Origin of the sequence: Methylocystis sp. WRRC1, assembly GCF_020733155.1 — a bacterium.
Classification (GTDB): Bacteria; Pseudomonadota; Alphaproteobacteria; order Rhizobiales; family Beijerinckiaceae; genus Methylocystis.
In genome coordinates this window covers 2,681,413-2,700,564 of the sequence record NZ_JAJFZJ010000001.1, presented here as the reverse complement: position 1 = coordinate 2,700,564, position 19,152 = coordinate 2,681,413, and the positions used below count along the sequence as shown (strand labels likewise).

The 19,152-nt window shown below is 58.7% G+C and carries 14 protein-coding genes and 1 pseudogene; 8 read left to right on the top strand and 7 right to left on the bottom strand.

Annotation, left to right across the window (positions count from 1 at the left end; translation table 11 throughout):
* Positions 1–139 precede the first annotated feature (139 nt).
* On the top strand, positions 140–685 hold the full coding sequence (gene thpR, locus LG047_RS13180) for an RNA 2',3'-cyclic phosphodiesterase (RefSeq protein ID WP_227967193.1): 546 nt from the start codon (positions 140–142) through the stop codon (positions 683–685).
* A gap of 88 nt (positions 686–773) precedes the next feature.
* Here thpR and LG047_RS13175 read toward each other — a convergent pair whose 3' ends face one another.
* Positions 774–2,819: a M3 family metallopeptidase gene (locus LG047_RS13175; protein WP_227967191.1), complete on the bottom strand. Its 2,046-nt coding sequence runs from the start codon at positions 2,817–2,819 to the stop codon at positions 774–776.
* On the opposite strand from LG047_RS13175, the gene LG047_RS13170 reads away from it, so the two are divergent.
* The 3 genes from LG047_RS13170 to LG047_RS13160 all read left to right on the top strand — a co-directional run bounded on the left by LG047_RS13170 (position 2,818) and on the right by LG047_RS13160 (position 4,915).
* Entirely contained in the window at positions 2,818–3,174 is a 357-nt protein-coding gene (locus LG047_RS13170) for a hypothetical protein (RefSeq protein ID WP_227967189.1), read from the top strand. The two genes, LG047_RS13175 and LG047_RS13170, sit on opposite strands and share 2 nt — an antisense overlap.
* Before the next feature lie 27 nt (positions 3,175–3,201).
* Positions 3,202–4,020, top strand: a complete 819-nt coding sequence (locus LG047_RS13165) for a sugar phosphate isomerase/epimerase (protein WP_227967186.1) — start codon at positions 3,202–3,204, stop codon at positions 4,018–4,020.
* Between the two features lie 145 nt (positions 4,021–4,165).
* The gene (locus LG047_RS13160) at positions 4,166–4,915 is read left to right on the top strand and encodes an SDR family oxidoreductase (RefSeq protein WP_227967184.1); all 750 of its coding nucleotides are present in this window, start codon (positions 4,166–4,168) and stop codon (positions 4,913–4,915) included.
* Positions 4,916–5,025: 110 nt separating this feature from the next.
* Here LG047_RS13160 and LG047_RS13155 read toward each other — a convergent pair whose 3' ends face one another.
* From LG047_RS13155 to LG047_RS13140, 4 genes are all read right to left on the bottom strand, one after another.
* Entirely contained in the window at positions 5,026–5,595 is a 570-nt protein-coding gene (locus LG047_RS13155; protein WP_370635052.1) for a L,D-transpeptidase, read from the bottom strand.
* A 40-nt stretch (positions 5,596–5,635) separates the two neighbouring features.
* The gene (gene eutB, locus LG047_RS13150) at positions 5,636–7,831 is read right to left on the bottom strand and encodes an ethanolamine ammonia-lyase (RefSeq protein ID WP_227967182.1); all 2,196 of its coding nucleotides are present in this window, start codon (positions 7,829–7,831) and stop codon (positions 5,636–5,638) included.
* A 52-nt stretch (positions 7,832–7,883) separates the two neighbouring features.
* The gene (locus LG047_RS13145; protein ID WP_227967180.1) at positions 7,884–9,314 is read right to left on the bottom strand and encodes an ethanolamine ammonia-lyase reactivating factor EutA; all 1,431 of its coding nucleotides are present in this window, start codon (positions 9,312–9,314) and stop codon (positions 7,884–7,886) included.
* A 206-nt stretch (positions 9,315–9,520) separates the two neighbouring features.
* The gene (locus LG047_RS13140; RefSeq protein ID WP_227967178.1) at positions 9,521–10,429 is read right to left on the bottom strand and encodes an outer membrane protein; all 909 of its coding nucleotides are present in this window, start codon (positions 10,427–10,429) and stop codon (positions 9,521–9,523) included.
* A gap of 420 nt (positions 10,430–10,849) precedes the next feature.
* Between LG047_RS13140 and LG047_RS13135 the strand changes: the two genes are divergently transcribed.
* Both LG047_RS13135 and LG047_RS13130 read left to right on the top strand, forming a co-directional pair.
* On the top strand, positions 10,850–11,416 hold the full coding sequence (locus LG047_RS13135; protein WP_227967175.1) for a hypothetical protein: 567 nt from the start codon (positions 10,850–10,852) through the stop codon (positions 11,414–11,416).
* A gap of 264 nt (positions 11,417–11,680) precedes the next feature.
* Positions 11,681–12,217, top strand: a complete 537-nt coding sequence (locus tag LG047_RS13130) for a L,D-transpeptidase (protein ID WP_227967167.1) — start codon at positions 11,681–11,683, stop codon at positions 12,215–12,217.
* A gap of 420 nt (positions 12,218–12,637) precedes the next feature.
* On the opposite strand, the gene LG047_RS13125 is transcribed toward LG047_RS13130, so the two are convergent.
* Positions 12,638–12,778, bottom strand: a complete 141-nt coding sequence (locus tag LG047_RS13125; RefSeq protein WP_158497336.1) for a hypothetical protein — start codon at positions 12,776–12,778, stop codon at positions 12,638–12,640.
* A gap of 688 nt (positions 12,779–13,466) precedes the next feature.
* On the opposite strand from LG047_RS13125, the gene LG047_RS13120 reads away from it, so the two are divergent.
* The gene (locus tag LG047_RS13120) at positions 13,467–14,369 is read left to right on the top strand and encodes an isoaspartyl peptidase/L-asparaginase family protein (protein WP_227967165.1); all 903 of its coding nucleotides are present in this window, start codon (positions 13,467–13,469) and stop codon (positions 14,367–14,369) included.
* Between the two features lie 919 nt (positions 14,370–15,288).
* Positions 15,289–16,127: pseudogene (locus LG047_RS13115) on the top strand (IS5 family transposase).
* A 396-nt stretch (positions 16,128–16,523) separates the two neighbouring features.
* On the opposite strand, the gene LG047_RS13110 reads toward LG047_RS13115, so the two are convergent.
* Positions 16,524–19,037, bottom strand: coding sequence for an alginate export family protein (locus tag LG047_RS13110; protein ID WP_227967161.1), 2,514 nt, complete (start codon positions 19,035–19,037; stop codon positions 16,524–16,526).
* Positions 19,038–19,152 lie beyond the last annotated feature (115 nt).

The following is a 19,152-nucleotide window of genomic DNA, read 5'->3' as shown; positions in this document are numbered from 1 at the left end:
TCGCCAACTGGAATGCGGGCGACGTCCGCCCGCTGGCTGTCTTTGTCGCAGCTGTAATCTGATCGGCCCCCGGATGGTGACGCCGCTGAACGAAACCGACATCGCGAAAACGGGCGAGAATGCCGCGACTGCCCATCAAATGCGCATATTCGTGGGCGTAAAGGTCGCGCCAGGGATCGCTGGCGACCTCGCCGGTCTGGCGCGAGAACTCGAGCATGCCGCCGTTCGGCTCGTGCGGATCGCCGATATTCACCTTACGCTCGTGCCGCCATGGAATGAGACGTCACTCTCGCAGATAGCCGAAAAGATCCGGGCGACAATAGATCGCTTTGAGCCATTCACGCTGACATTTCGGCGCCTCTGTTATGGCCCCCGGCCCGAGCGGCCCCGTCTGCTATGGGCGGAATGTGTTGTATCGAACGAAGTCGAGCTATTGCGCGCCGAGCTCCTTAACACGTGCGGCGCAAGCGACGAGCGGCCATTCCGGCCGCACGTCACGCTCGCCCGCCTGCGCGGCGACGGAAGAGCGATCGCACGGCGACATCCGATCGATCGGGAGCTTTCCTTCACGCAGCGGGTCGATTCAATCGAGATCTTCCGCTCGCCGCCGCCCAGCGCAACCGGTTACGAGATCCTCGCGTCTCTGCCGCTGACGGAAGGCCGCCGCTCGGCGTCAGAGGCCTGATGGCGCAGATTTCCGGGACAGGCGGAAATCTGCGCCATCATCGGAACCAGACAAGGCGAGACTCATGCTTTGACGCCATGTGACGAATTCAGTCGGCGAAGCCGCGTTGGCGCAGCAGCGGTTCGACGGTCGGCATCCGGCCCCGAAAGGCCAGATAGGCCTGCGCCGCATCCTGCCTGCTCCCGGCCGCATAAATGAAATCACGAAGCTTCCTTGCAACCTCCGGCGCGAACGGGTCGCCCGCCTCCTTGAAGGCCTCGAAGGCGTCGGCGTCGAGGACTTCGGCCCACAAATAGCTATAGTAGCCCGCGGAGTAGCCGTCGCCCGAGAAGATGTGACTGAAATGCGGCGTGCGGTGGCGCATCACGATTTCCTCGGGCATGGAAATCTTTTCCAAACACTGTTTTTCAAAAGCGCCAACATCCAGTTCGCTTCGTGTATCGCGCTCATGCAGATCGAGGTCGACGTATGCCGAGGCGCAAAACTCCACCGTTGCGAAACCCTGGTTGAAGTGACGCGATCTGACGATGCGTTCGAGCAGGTCGTCCGGCATGGGTTCGCCGGTTTCCGCATGCAGCGCGAATTCGCGAAGCACGGCGGGCTCCAGCAGCCAGCGCTCGAAAAGTTGCGACGGCAGCTCCACAAAATCGCGCGCGACGTTCGTTCCCGAAAGAAGCGGATAAGTCACATCCGAAAGCATGCCATGCAGTGCATGACCAAATTCGTGAAACAATGTGCGCGCGTCGTCTAGACTCAACAGGGTCGGTTCGCCTTCCGCCCCTTTCGTGAAGTTCATGACATTGACGACGATCGGTCGAACATTGCCGTCAAGCTTATGCTGTGACCGAAATTCCGACATCCAGGCGCCGCTACGTTTCGATGGCCGCGCGAAATAGTCGGCGAGGAACAACGCGACATGCTCGCCCTCTCCATCCAAAACCTCGAAGGCGCGCACTTCTGGATGATAGAGCTCCAGACCTTGCAGCTCCCTGAACTGAACCCCGAAAAGCCTCCCCGCCACGCTGAAAGCCGCCGCGATCATCTTCTCCAGTTGAAAATAGGGACGCAGCGCCGTCTGATCGAGATCGTATAAATTCTTCCTTTGTCGCTCGGCGTAATATCGCCAGTCCTGCGCCGCGATCGCGAAATTGGCGCCGTCTTCGTCGACGATCGCCTGAAGATCAGCGCGTTCCTCCCGCGCGCGCGCCAAAGCCGGCTCCCACACGCGGTCCAGCAGCTCGCGCACGGCGGCGGGCGTCCGGGCCATAGTGTCGTCGAGCTTGTAGTCGGCAAAGCTCTCATAGCCAAGGAGCCTGGCGCGGCGGTCGCGCAGTTCGAGAATTTCCGCGATGGTCTTGCGATTATCCGTAGGGCCGCCGCTTTCGCCGCGGCTCGCCCAGGCGCGGAAGACAGCTTCACGCAAATCGCGGCGCGCGGAGCTTTGCAGAAACGGTTCCGCGCTCGAGCGGGCGAGTGTCACCGCATATCTGCCAGCCGCGCCGCGATCCGCCGCGAGGCGCGCGGCCGCCGAACGAAAATCTGGCGACAGGCCTTCGAGATCGGTCTCGTCCAGCAACAGCAAATAGCTCGACTCATCGGCGAGGACATTTTGCGAGAACTGGGTCGAAAGAACCGCGAGCCGCTCCATTATCGCAGCCAGCCGTTCTTTTTCTGCTTCCCCCAGTTTCGCGCCGGCGCGCACGAAGTTCTTGTGGACAAGCTCCAGCACGCGCGCCTGCTCCGGCGTCAGCGCGAGGCTCTGGCGCTGCGCATGGAGGGCGTCGATCCGGCGAAAAAGCGCCGCATTCATGGAAATTTCGCTCGCGTGCCGGGAAAGCGCGCCCGAGACCTCGCGTTCGATTTCCTGAAGCTCCGGATTTGTGTCAGTGGCGGTCAGGTTCCAGAAGACGGCGCTGACGTCGTTCAGCAACCGGCCTGATCGTTCGAGGGCAGCGATCGTGTTATCGAAACCGGGGGGCGCCGGATCATCGGCGATACGCGCAATCTCCTCACGATGCTCGGAAAGCGCGGCGTCGAACGCGGCTCTGAAATGCTCGCCGCGTATCATGCCGAAAGGCGGAAGCCCAAAAGGGGCGCTCCAGGCGGCAAGGAGAGGGTTGGGCGCAAGGGACATGGATTTTCCTCGAAGCGGGATAAGGTTCATAAAGAATATTGCCTCGTCGCGCTCCTTGCCAGAGCGGCGGACGATCGAATCCGGCGGCGGTCGAAAAAACCAGATCCAGGGAACCTTTTTGAACCTCTGCCGCCCAAGGCAGAAATTATTCGGCTATCTGTTCGATCTCCGCCCCCGTCGTCCATACGGAAGCGGCCGTGTCCGTGACATATCCTGCGGCCATGACCACGGCCTCGAGTCCAAGGTCACGGCAAGCCACGACGACGGCGACCGCAAGTTCGAGAAGGCGATCCCCGTAATACCGCCGACGGCCATCGATATTGAATCCATCGCTGACCTATGGAAACCTGCATGAGGCCGCTTTCAACGTTGTGACATACCCATGCGCGTCGCGATTTCAAATCTTGCCTGGGACGCCGACGAAGACGATCTCATAGCCCCGCTGCTGGCGCGCTTCGGTATCGACGCGATCGACATCGCGCCGGGCAAATATTTTTCCGATCCCGGCAGAGCCTCTGACGCCGACATCTCGCGTCTGCGCAATTTCTGGCGTGATCATGGCGTCGAAATCATTGGCGCGCAGGCCTTGCTTTTCGGCGCAACGAATCTGAACATTTTCGGCGCTCCGGAAAGCCAACGGGCGACACTGGAGCGTTTATCGGCCGTGAGCCGCATTGCTGCGGGCCTCGGCGCGACGCGACTCGTGTTTGGTTCCATACGAAATCGAAATCGCGCGCATCTCGGAGATCAAGCGGCTTTCGATATGGCTGTCAGCTTTTTCCGTCGTCTGGCTATGATCGCGCAATCCTGGGGCGTATTCATATGTCTGGAGCCCATTCCTTCAAGGTATGGATCGAATTTTCTTACAACGACGGTGGAGGCTGCACGCATGGTCCTCGCGGTGAACGAGCGAACGATAAGGCTTCAACTCGACACCGGAACGATCGCCGTCAACCGAGAGGATCCTGCGGCCGTAGTGAGCGATTTTGCGTCCATCATCGGACATGTCCATGCGAGTGAGCCGGATCTTGCTCCCTTGGGCGCAGGCGACGCTGATCATGCCGGGACGGCGCGGGCGCTCGCGCGGCATTTACCTGAGCAAGTCGTGACCGTCGAATTTCTGGCGACGGAAAATGAACCGCACGAAAGCGCCGTCGCCCGTTCTCTGTCGATCGCCGTGCGGCAGTACCGAGAGATATGAATAGCGCTGACGCATCTCGAGGCGCGTCAATGGCGACGACCGCAATCGTTGCGCACGACCAATTCCTCAATGGCGTTGCCCGCGCAATTTGCGCCGCGACGACAAGGCAGCTGACGGAATCGCGAAGATCAGATATGGAATCGTCATGAAGACAATCCTCGTTACAGGCGCCACCTCCGGATTTGGAGCCGCATTCGCTCGCCGCTTCGTCAAAGACGGGCATCGCGTCATCGCCACTGGACGACGCGCCGAGCGACTTGCGGAACTGGCGTCGGACATAGGCGGGAATTTATTTATCGCAAAGCTGGATGTGACGGACTTATCAGCCATCACCGATTTTCTGGCGGCGCTCCCGGAAGGCTGGCGCGACATCGACGTGCTCGTGAATAATGCGGGGCTTGCGCTGGGGCTATCTCCGGCATGGGAGGCCTCGCCACAGGACTGGGATACGATGATCGCCACCAATATCTCCGGCCTTGTCCATATGACGCGCGCGATCCTGCCCGGGATGGTCGCGCGCAATGACGGGATCATTCTCAATATAGGATCGACGGCAGGCGAATATCCATATCCCGGCGCGCATGTCTATGGCGCGACCAAAGCTTTCGTACGACAATTCTCCCTCAATTTGCGCGCAGATCTCGTGGGCCGGAATATCCGCGTGACAGACATCGAGCCGGGTCTCGTCAGCGGCTCGGAATTCAGCAAGGTGCGCTTCGGAGGCGACGAGGCGAAGGCGGCGGCCGTTTATGAAGGCACGCAGCCATTGACGGCCAACGATATCGCGGAGACGGCGTCATGGATCGTCTCGCTTCCACCACACGTCAACATCAACCGAATTGAAATGATGCCGACCTGTCAGGCCAGCGCTGGCCTTGCTGTCAAAAGGAGCTAGCAAGGCGAGATTCGGATTTTAATCTCCGAGAAGACGATGTGTCGGACAGGGACCGTTTTTAGCATCATTCGACTTCCAGCGTTCCTTGCAGACATGAAATCCTTTCGCGATCAGGGAATCATCAAAACAGGCGCGCCTATTCTGACCCGATCAAAGAGGTCGATGACATCCTCGTTCAACATGCGAATGCAGCGATAGGACGCGGCCGTTCCGATCGACCGGCGCATTTTTCTGCTCGTCCCGTGAATGGCGATATGAAGTCGATCAAGCGTGATGGCGCGTGCGCCCATCGGATTTCCCGGCGCGCCTCCGGGGATGATATCCGGCAATTCAGGATGGTCGGCCTTGACGCAAGGCGGCGGACTCCAGTCAGGATTGATATATTTTCCGCTGACATGAGCTGCGCCCGCCCATTCCTTTCCCCGCTTCGGGACGGCGATACGATAACGGATCGCAACGCCGTCGCCGACAACAAAAAACAGCGCGCGCTCCCTGACCTTTATGATAATCGCGCCTGCCGACGCTGACGGCGAAAACCCGACGATTTCCCGTGCGCGACCGATGTCAGGGAAGATAACGGCGCCAGCGATCAACGACGCAAGAATGAGGACCGACCAAGTCTTCGCTGAGCGGCGCCTGTAACGAATCCGCGGGGCGCAAAGCGCATATAGCCATTTCATGGCTGTTCGACCCCCTCGATTGATGGGAAATGCGACAAATTTACGTCCCGACTGCTTCCCCCAGCACACGCTCCAAACGGTTGCCGGCCGCGCGATGATGCAATATCTGCCCGGCGCGTTCGGCGATCAGGCCGCCAGCTTCAACAGGGGGCAAACCCTGACGATAGATATTGGAGATGACCGTATATTCGTAGCGGATGTCGCCATGCCCGCTCGAGGCGCGCGCCACATTGCGAACTTCGTCGTCTTCGAGTCGATAAGCGAGATAGGCGGACATGCTGCGCGCGGCCATGGCGTCGCCGCCGGGCCTCTCCCCGATCAGAATAATTACCAGCTTCGACTTCAGGCTATTGCCGATCTCCTCGGCAAGTTTTACGCGACCATAGGGCGCGAGGATAGGCGTTCCGACGGTAATCTGCTGCTGAGCTAGTCCATCCATCAGGACCGGCAACAACTCGGCAATGTTGTGATGAATCGCCTCGGCGCTCAGTCCATCTGAAATGACGATCTGAACATCAAACTCTTCGGGCTGAAGCCTTGCGCGCAGTTGCCCGTCGAGTCGCGCGCCGAGGTCCGGGTTATTCAGATGATCGGCCTTCGAACCGGCCTTTGTCGAAATTCGGCGGAAGTCGAAAGACCCAAGTTTCTCCGCCGATATATCGGTGTAAATTGCTTCGCGGGCGGCCGCGATGTTTGCCTTGATGTCGCGCGAAACCGCGTTCGCTGGCCGTGGCCCTGCATTCTCCCAGCCATACGCCGCCGGTAGATTTTCTCGCAGTCTCTGCAATTCCATGTCGGAATCGCAAAATATGCGGGGATTGCCCCAGTTCGGTCCACGTTCAAGCGCGCCTTCGGCGTCCCGTTGAAAAATTCCGAGCTCCATGGCCCATGCCGCAAATTCCGGCGCCGGTTCGAGGCCATATGTCTCCCGCATCGTCTGATCGTCGTGCGACGAGGTGTCGAAATAGGCGAGCATCCGATCGACGCCAAGATAGACATCCATGAAATAATTGGCGCCGGCGGCCGAAAGAAGCTGGGCGGCGATCTGCTGCCCTTCCATTGTGACCTCGGAATGAAGGGTGTAGCAGGGCGCCATCCCCATCGGAATTCCGAGGAGCTTGCCGATGAAATGATCCTGCAGATTGGACAGTATCATTTCGACATTTGTACGGTGCGTTTCCGGCCCGATAAAACCGGTCACATTATTGACCATGAACGGATCGTAGCGGCGCGCAAGACCATAGCAGAGCGCTTCGGTCGTCGTCATGTCCGCGCCATTGTGCTTTCCGTAACTGACTTCGCTCCCCTGTCCGGTCTCGAAATACATGAACTGCTTCGCGTCATCGCCAATCGGTCGGCGCTCCAGCATGACGCGATATGCGCGATCGAGAAGATCGACCGTGCAATCGAACTCCTCGATCAGCGTCCGATCCGTTCCTGCAAGACTCTGGAACATGATTTCGACCGGATCGCCCCTTTCCAGGCAGGCGAGCTGCGTCTTTATGTGGGCCAGAACGCAAATCTGCGTCGGCGCGCCGGTTTGTCGGCGAAGCTTGTCGAGATGGTTCAGAATTGCGGCGGCGTTGTCGACCGTGTCTATTGCGGGATTGAGACCGATGAGAGCGTCTCCGGCGCCCAGACTCAGACCCGTATAAACGAGGAGGGTGACGGCGGACAGATCGTCGGTCGGGTGATTGGGCTGCAGACGGGAGGACAAGGTTCCGGGAAGTCCGACCGTCGTTCGCGCGGTCGCGGAGCGTTTCAGCTTCTTCGCCGAATAGACCAGTTCGTGGACATCCATGAGCTTTGCGATCGCAGCGGCCATCACCCCGGTCAATGCGGTCCCCAAGCGCTTTATTGCCGGTGCCTTGTTTCGCAGGATGAAATCCTTGGCTTCCCCGACAGTCAGATCGGCGAATTCGGCGAAGACGTCGAGATCGATATCGTAATTTACCCGCATGACCTGATCGACCCGCCCCTGGCCGTCGGTCAATGGACGATCGTAGAGATGCCTTAATTTAAGATTTGAAAGAATTTTTCGCGCCGCTTCTCTCTCGACGTCGTTTTGTGCGGCGAGCGCGGCAAGTCGATCGCCAGCCTTGTCGAAATCCGCAGCGCCCAAAAGCGCTTTCAATCCCACGAACCTGAAAGACCTGTCGAACAGACCGATTTCATACGCCTCGTCCGGCATCGGCGTCGGGACATGGATTTCGGACAATGGCTTAAGCGCAATCATCTCCTGCGTCCTCCGCTTCCATTCCACCCTTTTGCGCCAACGCGCGCGAACTTCAGTTCATACCATAGAAGGAAACCGGAACCACGCCGCTTCGCATTGCTCCGAGATTTACGAACTGCGCTTTTCGCGTCGGAATTTCGTCTATGACGATCAGTCTCCGAGCGGAGGATTTCCAGGCGGTCGCGTAATTGCCGAGAGCCTTGCCTACATTAGCGTTCGTCAGAATCACGAGCGGCGCGTCGGATGGAAGACTAGCTTCATTGAGCGCTTCCGAAATCGTCAACCCAAGCTTCTTCACATCGCCGTAACAGGGCGACGTTTCGTCCCAGGCGAGCTGGATGCAAACACCGCGTCGCGAACCGCCGGCGAGTTTCAGCGCTCTCGTCAATGTGCGGGCGTCAACCCTCGAGGAGAGCGACGCCACGATCGGCAGATCTGGAAGCGGAAGGGCGGCGGCGCCGAGGAATAATGTCGTGCCGGAAATTTCGGTGTTGTTATAGGTGAGGCCCTGTACCGTCGCGCGTCCCCTATGTTCCGGAACGAAACGCTGAATATCCGCCGCGAGCCGCTTATCGGCGACAATAGCCTGAGCAAGGTTGACGCCGAGATCGCCATAGGCGGTTGTCGCCGGCGACGCTTCTCCCGCGCTGATAGCGTAAACGAGTTCGCCGACGCCGCCGGAGAATGTCACCGCCGGCGCAATCGACGCATCGTAAACGCAAGGCGCGGGCGCAATGAGACGACCAAGCGGATTGTCGAAAAACTCATGATCCTGTTCGACGATCGCCACTAACGCATCCGTCAGATATTTCGTCAGACGAGCGACCGCCTTGCTGGATAGATCGGACCCGACCGAATGTTCAAAACCGAAATTCTCGAGCATCGCTGCGCCGAAACGCGAGAAATTTTTCAAACGATAGCGTCCCGGCTCGAACTCGAAATGACGCGCGCCAATGAAGTAGCACCCGACAGCCTTGACATCGCCGGCCAGCCCAAGGGCCGGATTCGTCGTACCGCCGCCGATGTCCATATTGAGTATCGGTTGTTCCGGATGGGCGCGAGAAACCGCCGAGCCCGCGCCCATGAAGGCGAGCCATGATTCCAGGCGCGGATCGTCGGCTGTCGCAACAACCGCGTCGCCAAGCAAGTCAATGACGGTCGCCCTCAGCGCGTCGGCGTTCTCCCGCTCCGCCGCCAATCCTGTGACGATCGCGCCGCCGGCGAAAATATCCTCGCGCGCAGTCCCGGCCTCCGTGAGCCATGACAAGACCCGGGACCGTATCGCCTCGAGATCGAGTTTTTGCTGATTGAGCGGCGTGAAGATCGGATCAGGACGATAAATGGCGCGAGGATTACGAAGCGCCATTCGCCCGGTGACGCAATTGCCAGAGATTTCCGCCTGTAATGCGAGAAAACTTGTTGTCGTCGAGCCGAAGTCCAATCCGACCAGCTTCACCTGGTTCAAACCGACGCGTGCAACCATCCCCCTGCGGCTCCAGTCAAAAGACATTCGCAGTTGTTATTTAATGTCGCCCGGCTTGCCGAACAGGGATGGAGGCGATCGGGTTTCTCGCGCCGCATAACCGGGAAAAAAAGCGCCGGCCCGGCCATTTGAGCCGGGCGCCTCGATGATTCCATCGCCGGGGCGGGCTTTGTCACCCCATCGTCGAATTCCAGAATGAGCTTCGATCAATAGGAAGCGACGACCGGATCTGCGTCCCAATTGAAATGATAGTTCACGCCTGCGCGCGCAATATGTCCATCGAAGCGGGTGGACGCATGATTGTTGCTGACCATTATGAGCGCGCCGAACGCCTGATCGGTTGTTACGCCGGTGGGAAATGTAACACCGCCAAGATCGTAATAGAGATATTCCGCCTTGACGCTCCAGTCAGTTGAAAACATCCACTCGAGGCCGCCGCCGAGAGTCCAGCCGGCGCGAGTGTTGGAAAAGCGGCCGGCGTTGATCGCGAGGAGTTCAAATCCCGGCGTATCATTGGGGATTGTCTGGAAGAAATCCGCTCTCGCCGTGATCCCGCCATACGCCAGACCGCCGGTCGCATATGCGAGGAGGGTTGGCGTGACGAGATAGCCGATCCGGCCGCGAACGGTCCCGAGATAATCGAGCCGTTTGCTGGCCGACATCGTCGTCAGATAGCTGAGGCCAGCGGCCGGCGTTGGGAGCAAGCTGACGTTGCGAGCGCTATTTGCGCCGCCGGCCACGCCCTGAATATCTGCCTCGACGCCGGCGATGAAGCTTTCACTGAACCGCCCATTGTAACCAAGTTGGCCGCCGCCAATGAAACCGGCTGCTTGTGTCGAAAGCGCGCGGCTTGCGGCAAAGGACGAGGTCGCTGCCCATATCTCCTCGCCAATCCCCGGGGCCACGAAGACCGGCGCGGACAGCAAATTGACAGCTGTGCTTGCGTTCCATGCGCCGCCGGCATTCAAGCCGACATAAAATCCGGCCCAGGGCGTCGTCTCCATCGCCGGAAGCTCCGGCAAGGGTGGAAGCTTGTGTGACGAGAGATCCGCGGCAAAAGCCCCTCCCCCGATCAGGGATAATGTCAACACGGCGGAGGAAGCGATGCTTTTCATTGTGGTGCGCCTATCAATTCTGTCGCGTTCATCCGCATGGTTCGGCAAGCCGGGAGATCGCAGCTCGCAAGCGGATCGCTGCACTCGGGGCGGTGGGAAACGTAAATATTGATGGTAAATATTTACCTAAACTGAAAATAGCTTCATAATGTTAAGCCATAGACTGTTGACAATCTACCGACGTGTTTCGTCTCGACTGCCGCATTCGCCAAAGTTCGAAGCGCTGCTCGTGCTCGAACGAAAACACATGTTTGGCGAAAAACGGCGGCGCGTCCGCACGCAAGGAACCGGAAATCCGCCAATGGGACGCCCCTGCCCGGGCAGCGACGCCGTCGCTCTGGCTCGAACGCAAACAATGCTCTAAGATTCGGGCGCTCCCCATGTTCACGGGACGATCGAGCCAGCCGCAGGTGTTTTTCAATGGCGAAAATGCTGCTTCTTCCGCGATCACTGTGTCGCATGCTCATCGGCGTCGTTCTGATCGGCGCGTCGCCCTCCGCCCTGGGGCAAGGCGGCGAGGCATCCCCGTCCGCGACGCAGGGCTTTATTGTCGTCGACGCGAGAGGGAAAGCGGTAGGGCAACTCGTTGAACGAAATCTCGTGCAGCGGCAAGTAAACGGAACATGGGTAAGCTTTCCATTTGGATACAGTGGTCTTAAATCGGAGGGTCTGATTTTATACTTTGCAACGAAGAATTGCAGCGGACAAGCTTACATGAATGCAAATGACAGCCCTTTGCGCGGCGTCATATTCACGACGCCGGGCGCCGGGTCCATGGTCTCGGACGGCTATTACACTGCTTCCGGCGCCCTTGTTTTTCCTGAACCGCCAATGATCATGATCAAGGTGACGTCGGTTCTCGCCGTACAATCCCTGTCGCCATTGAGCGGCGTGTGTTCGGAGCCGGATTCAAAGCTGAATGCGCTGGTTGGCGCAGCGGCGACTTTCAATCTGGGGCCGTTCACGCCGCCCTTCAAATTGAAATAGCCTCGTCGCTATAGCCTCGCCGAAACGGAAGTGACGCTCCGCCTTCTTCCACCAACATCGTGACGCGCAGCACGGCCAGGTTTCACCTGCGCTAAAGGCGTCATCCATGGTCAGGCGCCGCGGCGACGTTTGGAGCACATTCAGGTCCGACTTCGGCCGCATTTGTAAACAATAAGCCGCCCGACTTGTTTTCCTGTTCAAACGGAAGCTCTGGCGGAGTCTTTGGGAATGGTTCGAGCACGCGCCTCGCTTTTTGGGAGCTTCATGGCCCTGATTGTCGCGTCGCCGGCCCCGGCGCTGGACAATCCATTGAACCGTGGAGCGCTCGCCGATTTTGTCAATCTGTTCCGGGAGCAGGCGATACCTCGCCAGCTTGTGATCTGGCGCCATCCGCAATTCATGAGAGGCACGATCGTCGTGGCGACGAAGCAACGGCGCCTTTACTATGTGCTTGGCGACGGTCAGGCGATCGAATACGGCGTTGGCGTCGGTCGGGAAGGATTTACCTGGTCGGGAACGAAAACGGTCACCCGAAAACGCGAATGGCCGGATTGGTGGCCGCCGCCACAGATGCTGAAGCGGCGCCCCGATCTTCCAAGACATATGGCCGGCGGAATGGAGAACCCGCTCGGCGCGCGCGCACTGTATCTCGGCTCGAGCGAATACAGAATCCATGGCTCCAACGAGCCGGACACGATCGGCGCAGCAGTGTCCTCGGGATGCATCCGTATGACGAATCGCGATGTCGTCGACCTCTATGGGAGAGTCAAGGTCGGCACGAAGGTTGTCGTCTTGAACTGACCGATCTGCGCGGCTCGCATGACGCGACACCGGTCAGGCGCCGCGAAATCCTCTTGCGGTGAGCAATATGTGTAAGCGGGTCTGCGCACGGCCATCGCGCGAGATAAAAAAGGGTCCGGCGTTAGGCCGGACCCGAAGAAACCAAAGAAGTTGAGCCTTCTCAAAATATTCGATCGCCTCTCGCCGCACAGCACATTCTCCGCCATTCGCCGAACGCAGTTCGCCATGGAGCTTATTGGAATAGCCCAGTGAAGGAAGAGCCGGCTGAGGCTGCCGTCAAATGCATTCCGCTTCCGATCTGGAAAACAAACGATAGCCCAAGCGAACATGAAGACGCCTTGTCAGGCGGTCTTGCCTCCATGCGCTCAATTGCGCCCGCTCCTTGCGAAAGGCTCCAGAGAAAGTCGATTACGGCGCTCCCTAGTTGAAATCGACGATCATCACTTTGGTGTAGACGATGAGCCCGAAAGCGACGACGCAAAGCATCAACCCGTGCTCGAGGGTCGAGACCCGAACGTCGCCGGTTGTCGCTTTCTTGAATCCCAAAAAGAATTTGCGCATGTTGCTGCCTCCTGACGGCTTGACTGGAGCGCTTGCCCCGCCTGTCGCCTCGCGGCCGGCGATCCGAGGCTATATGGTTAATGCGTGGTTCTTAAAAAGCCGTTGACCATAGGATGCGTTATGAATGCGGCGCTTCACCCGACGTGGATTGACCAAAAACCGATCCTCGCATGCGTTATGGGCTTTTCCCAGGACGCGGCGCATGGGTCATGGCGAAAACGCTCTAAGCAACAATCTGCTGGCATGGATGAGCGCGATTCGGCGGAGGGGCCGTCTCCTGCGGATGCGACGCATGTGTCGGAGCGCCTGGTCGATCGAATGGCGCTGCGGGCAAAGGCCAGCGCCTCTATCTTCACTTTTCTCCTATGGCAAAAAAGAGGCCCGGAAGTCTCCGGGCCGAAGGGGGAACCTGGGATGGTCGTAAAATAAAGATACTCCGCTCCCCCTTTGACGACAGTGGTTCTCCTGCCAAATACCGCCAGTTTTCCGCCATGCCCTCGTACAGGCGTCTTCAATCCCGCATGGACGGTGAAGCGACGCCAGCCTGGAACCGTTTAGGGGGCCAGCGAGTTTGAAATTTTGTGCTGGAGATCGCAGCGGACGCGATCCTGCGCGAGGGGACGAGTCAGGTCCCGATACGCGACTTCGCACGTGATTTCATTGCGCATGACGATTACAATCCCGCGCCATGAAAAAATACTCGCTGATGATCCACGGCGGCGCGGGAACGATACATGCGCCCGAACGATATGAAGCGTCTCTTCGCGACATAGTGGAAACCGGCGCACGCCGGCTCGAGACTGGCGCGTCGGCGCTCGACGTCGTAACCGAGTGCGTCATGCGGCTAGAAGACAACCCGCTTTACAATGCGGGCCGTGGATCTGTCCTGAACGCAGATGGACTCGTTTCATGCGACGCGTCGATCATGGACGGTCGCAATCTGGACGCCGGCGCCGTCGCCGGCCTGCGTGGCGTCAGAAACCCGGTGCTCCTTGCACGCGCCATCATGGAGAAAAGCGATCATGTGTTCCTAATCGGCGAAGGAGCTGAACGATTCGCCCGGGATAATGGCGTCGACTTCGAGAATTCGGATTATTTCCTGACGGCGGAGCGCGTTGCGCAATTCGAGAATGTTCGCGCGGCGCGATCGACCGCGCTCGACCATTCACGAGCGAATGAAGTGAAACCTGGCACTGTCGGAGCCGTCGCGCGAGATCAATCCGGCGACCTCGCCGCAGCGACCTCGACCGGCGGCGTCGTGAACCAGCTTCCGGGTCGGGTCGGCGACTCCCCGATCATCGGCGCGGGAACCTTCGCGGATAATTCGAGCTGCGCAATATCCTGCACCGGGGTTGGAGAGGATTTCATTCGCACGTCGCTCGCCCGCACTGCCGCGCTGTTCATCGAATATCGCGGCATGCATGCGCAAGACGCGGCGAATGAAGCGATACGCTTCCTCGTCGACAAAGTGCAGGGATATGGCGGGCTGATCATCATCGATCGCAATGGCGAGTGCGCGCGCGCCCATTCGACGCCGGGGATGATTACAGCAACGGCTGCGGACGGCGAGATTACGCTGCGCCCTTGCTAGGCGAAGATAGGGGGCCTCTGTCGCGGCGGCGTATGAACGACGACGATAAATTAAAAGGGCCGGCGCCAAGAGCGAAAGACCGGCGTCGCCGCCCCAAATCAACCGTTGCGGAATCATTTATCGTTCTTACGGCGTTGGAGTTTTAACCCATCTTTCATCCCTCGACTGGTCGACGCATCGTCTTCCGGATCTCTGTTACAGGTTAGCTCGGCTGCGTGGCCTGCGTCAGCGCGCCCCCGATCGTGGTCGAGACCTAAACGACTGACCCAAACCTGGCGGCGCCACGGCGTCAACATTCGTTTCGGATTTGATGTTGCGCTTCCAGTTCTTATGTTACATTTTACCGCGAGATGTGGCCTGTATTTCCCGCCTTTCACCTGCCCGGAGGTGAACTGTTCGCGAGGCGGGACGAAAAGAAACCGAATGGACCGAAAAATAGCCGGTAAAGCACCCGGCAGCCGGGAATAGATTATTTGAGTGCGGAGTCTGAGAAAATGGAAGCATATAACGGATTCTACATCCTCAAATGCGGAGAGTTTAGCTCCGATTACATCATAGATTCATCGTTCAAGCTGACTTCATCTATAATAGATGCAGATGATAATGTTATACATTCAAATGAAACTTTGCAAATTAGATTTAATGATGGAAATGAACAAAAGAATATCTTCTATTTGGGACGAACTGCCTTAGGCGAGCCGATCGTTTTGGAAGGACAGAGAAAGTATTTACTTACAAGTGACTCGCGCCTTCCAAAAGACCACCCAGTTCACTGTTTCGATTTGCCGCTTCTGCTTTACAAGCAGGGTGCGGTATGTTTCGCCTAGAGAAGACATCTTAGTGTCGGTCCGAGGACAAGTTGAATCGGAGGAATCGGTTATGATTCAATGATGCGGCCTGATTCTCGAAGGGGCCGCCGATGTGGACGAATGAAAATCGTGCGCGATACGATCGCAGCAAATTGCGCTACCCGAGCGACGTGACCGACTCGGAATGGGCGCTCGTCGAACCGCTGATCCCACCTGCGAAGCGGGGTGGAGGGAAACGCACGGTCGAGATGCGCGCGGTTGTGAACGGCTTGATGTATGTGCTCTCGACCGGCTGTCAGTGGCGCGCGATCCCGAAGGATTTGCTGGCCAAGAGCACGGTTTACGGCTATTTCGATCTTTGGACATATGACGGGACGCTCGATCGCATCCACCATGCTCTCTACGTGAAATGCCGCGAAGCGGCGGGGCGCGAGGCCAGCCCGACCGCCGCCGTTATCGACAGCCAGAGCGTGAAAGGCGCAGAAAAAGGGGGCGTCGCATCGATCCGCATGGCTACGATGCAGGAAAGAAGATCAAGGGCAAGAAGCGGCATATTCTCGTCGATACGATAGGCCTGCTGCTTCACGCGCTCGTTCATCCTGCCGACATCCAGGATCGCGACGGCGGCGTTCTCGTCCTGCGCACGATGTTGGGAAAATTCCCGTTTCTGCAAAAACTGTTCGCGGATGGCGGCTATCAGGGCCCGCAATTCAGGGACGCGCAGAAGAAGGCCTTGCCCTTCGTCGTCACCGAGATCGTCAAGCGCTCGGATGCCGCCAAAGGTTTCGAGGTTTTGCCCCGACGCTGGGTCGTCGAAAGAACCTTTTCATGGCTTGGCCGCTGCCGAAGGCTGGCAAAGGACTTCGAAAACCTCAATTGCAAGGCGCTCGCGTTTCTGCACCTCGCTTCCATCCGCCTGATGCTCAGAAGGCTCTGTAATCAAGAGTGAAGTTCACGGACAGACTCTAAGTATTTCGAATGTGCGAAGTGTTTTGAAAACACGGGGCGTCGCCGCGATCTCCGCCAACAGGCTACTACATCGGCGCCCCGTATTACATTATTCGTATCGTGTGTGGCCGCATGGCCGAAATGGACGGGTTCCGACGAAGGCACGACCCGCCGCCTCAAGGTAAATTCCCCGACGCGGTGGAGAGGCGCGCTTGAGTCGCCGAATGTACCGGAGACGGCGCGAACGTTTTGCGACTGTCAGCCCGAAAACGGCAAGCCCCCTGCCGCATAAGTGCGGCTCTAGCTTTACATCTTGTTGCGCGTTCAAACGGATGACCGCATACACTTTTCCTGAAGGCGCTCTATCCGGAGATTCCGCGCCGCTGCGGATACTTCATCAATTCCTGGCGACGGCCGGCTCTGCGGCGAACAGATCGAAGTGGCGGTTCACGCCTGCCTGAACCAGATCGCCGTTGAACCGGGTGGACGTCGAGGCGTTGTAATTGAAGGCGCCGCTGCTCGGCGCCGCAAAGCCGGAGGCGCGCGCATTGCCGAGGTCATAATGCAGGTAATCGACCTTGGCGCTCCAATTGGGCAAAAACATCCACTCCACGCCGCCGCCGGCCGACCATCCAACCAGCGTGTCCTGGAACACGGGATTGACCTGTGTCTGACTCGTGCCGCCGACGCGTCGGGTGAAAATCGCCGTATTGGAAACGACGCCGCCATAGGCCATGCCGCCGGTTCCATAGACGACCAGCGTCGGCGTCGCGAGATAGCCGAGGCGGCCCCGGACCGTGCCGAGATAGTTCAGCGTCGCCGTGCGCTGCTCATAGGTCAGGAACGTATCGCCGCCGCCATTGGCCGACGTGAGCTGCCATTTCGTGTCCGTGTTTCCCGAGACGCCGTGGAGATCGGTCTCGACGCCGGCGAGGAAATTGCCCGAAAAATTCCAGTTCGCGCCGAGCTGCAGACCGCCGATGAAGCCGGCGAGATGGTTGCCCGTATCGATCGGCGCCGCGCTGAAAGCGACAGGCAAGCTCGCCGGCGCCGGGCCGACGCCCACAACCTGCACGTTCGACGCAGGGCTGGACCATGCGCCGCCGCCATTGAGACCGACATAGACGTCCGTCCAGCTGGGACGCGGCGCGGGCGGCGCATCCGGCGCCATGCTGGCGAAGAAATCGGAACCCGGCGGTTTGGCGATGGGCTGTCCGTCGCCGAAGCCGTTCGCCGAGACTTCCAGATAGAAGAAATCGGTGGGCCGCGCGGTCAGGCCGTTCGTCGATCCGGTCTGTCCGAGCGCGGATTGCCCGGGCCAGGCGACCGGCGGCCATTGCAGCGACGTCGGCGGCGCGAAACTCGAGGTGAAGGAGCCCGGCCAGAAACGCGCATAGCTGGCGGTGAGATTGATGAACTGATTCAACTTGTGACGGATACGGATGTCATATTCTGTCCCCATGAAATCACCCCTGTTGCCGAGGGGGGCGTATAAATTGGCGCGATCCCACGCAGCCGCCGTGCTCGCCAGCCAATAGGCGCTGAAGGCCGTGTCGATCTGCGTATTTTTGGCCGGTTCGAACTCCAGCCGCGCCTTGACGTTCTTCGCGTTGTTCCAGCCGAGATAATCATTGCGCGAAAATGGCTGATTGAAGCCATAGAAGGGATCGAAGTTCTGGTTGACGCTGTCATACGGACTTTTGTTCCCGGTGCCGTAGACATAGACGGCGCTCACGCGCGGCTTCCACGGATGGTCCGAGAACGTGTAACCCGCCTCAAAACCATAGCCGATGGCGTCATGCTGGAGTGTCGTCTGAATGGCGTTTCTGCGCGTCCCGAGATCGCGGAATTCTCCAACTTCGCCCATTTGCTTGTTGATGTCGAAGTCATAGTCGAAGTTGCCGAGCACGCCATAAACGCGCAACCCCGGCGCATAAGTGTCTCGATGAACCTTGAGCGCATTGGAGGTATTGAGGACGTCTCCATATTGTTTGCGGCCGATGAAATAGGGCTGGATCGTCGCATATTCCGACCAGCGGCGAATGCTGAGAACGCTCCCGTAAATCCAATTGCCCCACTCGGGACGGTCGAATTCATATGGATAGCGAATGACCGGCCGCATCAGAAAGCTGTCGACGGCCCAGTCGTTTTCGTTCTTGCCCAACTTGATGCGAAAGCCCTCGAAATTATTCGTCGTGTTGCGAAATTCGTTGTTGCCGATCAACCGCCTGTCGAGCAGTTCCAGATGGAAGCGGCCGGCGCGCAGGCTCAGCGGGCGGTCGTTCCCCAACGGGTCTTTTCCCAGCGCATCCTTGAAATAAAGTTCCGCGAAGCCCTGAAGCAATTCCGACTGATTGATTTCCTGTCCCTGCAATTCATAGATACTGTTGAAGGCGCGAGAATCCTGGAACTCCACCACGAAACGCAATGGATCGAGCACATTCTTGACGCCGAAATAGGCGCGTGTGCGCAGCAACCAGAGCGAGTTCGGGAAATATCTTCTCTGCGAAGCTGGCGGACTGACGCTGGTGTCGGTCCACGGACGATAATCGTCCTTGCGATATTCGAAACGCACGCGCGAATCGAGGCCGATGTTCAGCCAGTCGATCCCCTCGAATTGCTTGTATGTCTTGCCAAGCTCCCGAACATACGGCGGCACGTCAGGCTGCGGCTCCAGCCGATAGCCGCGAGTCTTGACGTAGTAACTTTTCTTTTCACTGGCCGCGACGGCGGGCGCAACCTTCGACTCGGGTGTCGCCTTCGGCTTCGCGCCATTGCTGGCGACGCTGTCCGCTTTTGGCGCGTCCACTTTTACGGGATGATTCTCCTCGGAGAATGCGTATCCGGGCGACACTGCGACCAGAGCCGCTACCGCCGGTCCGAGCCTCTTGTTTCGTTGAAACTTCGCCATTCCCCAACTCTCTCGGTTTGTTCTTTGTAGAGCGCGGTCCGCGCGGCCAGCAATGTAATTCTCTGACCGGCCTGACACGCCAAGTGAACCGCATCTGCGTTTTTATGTCTATTGA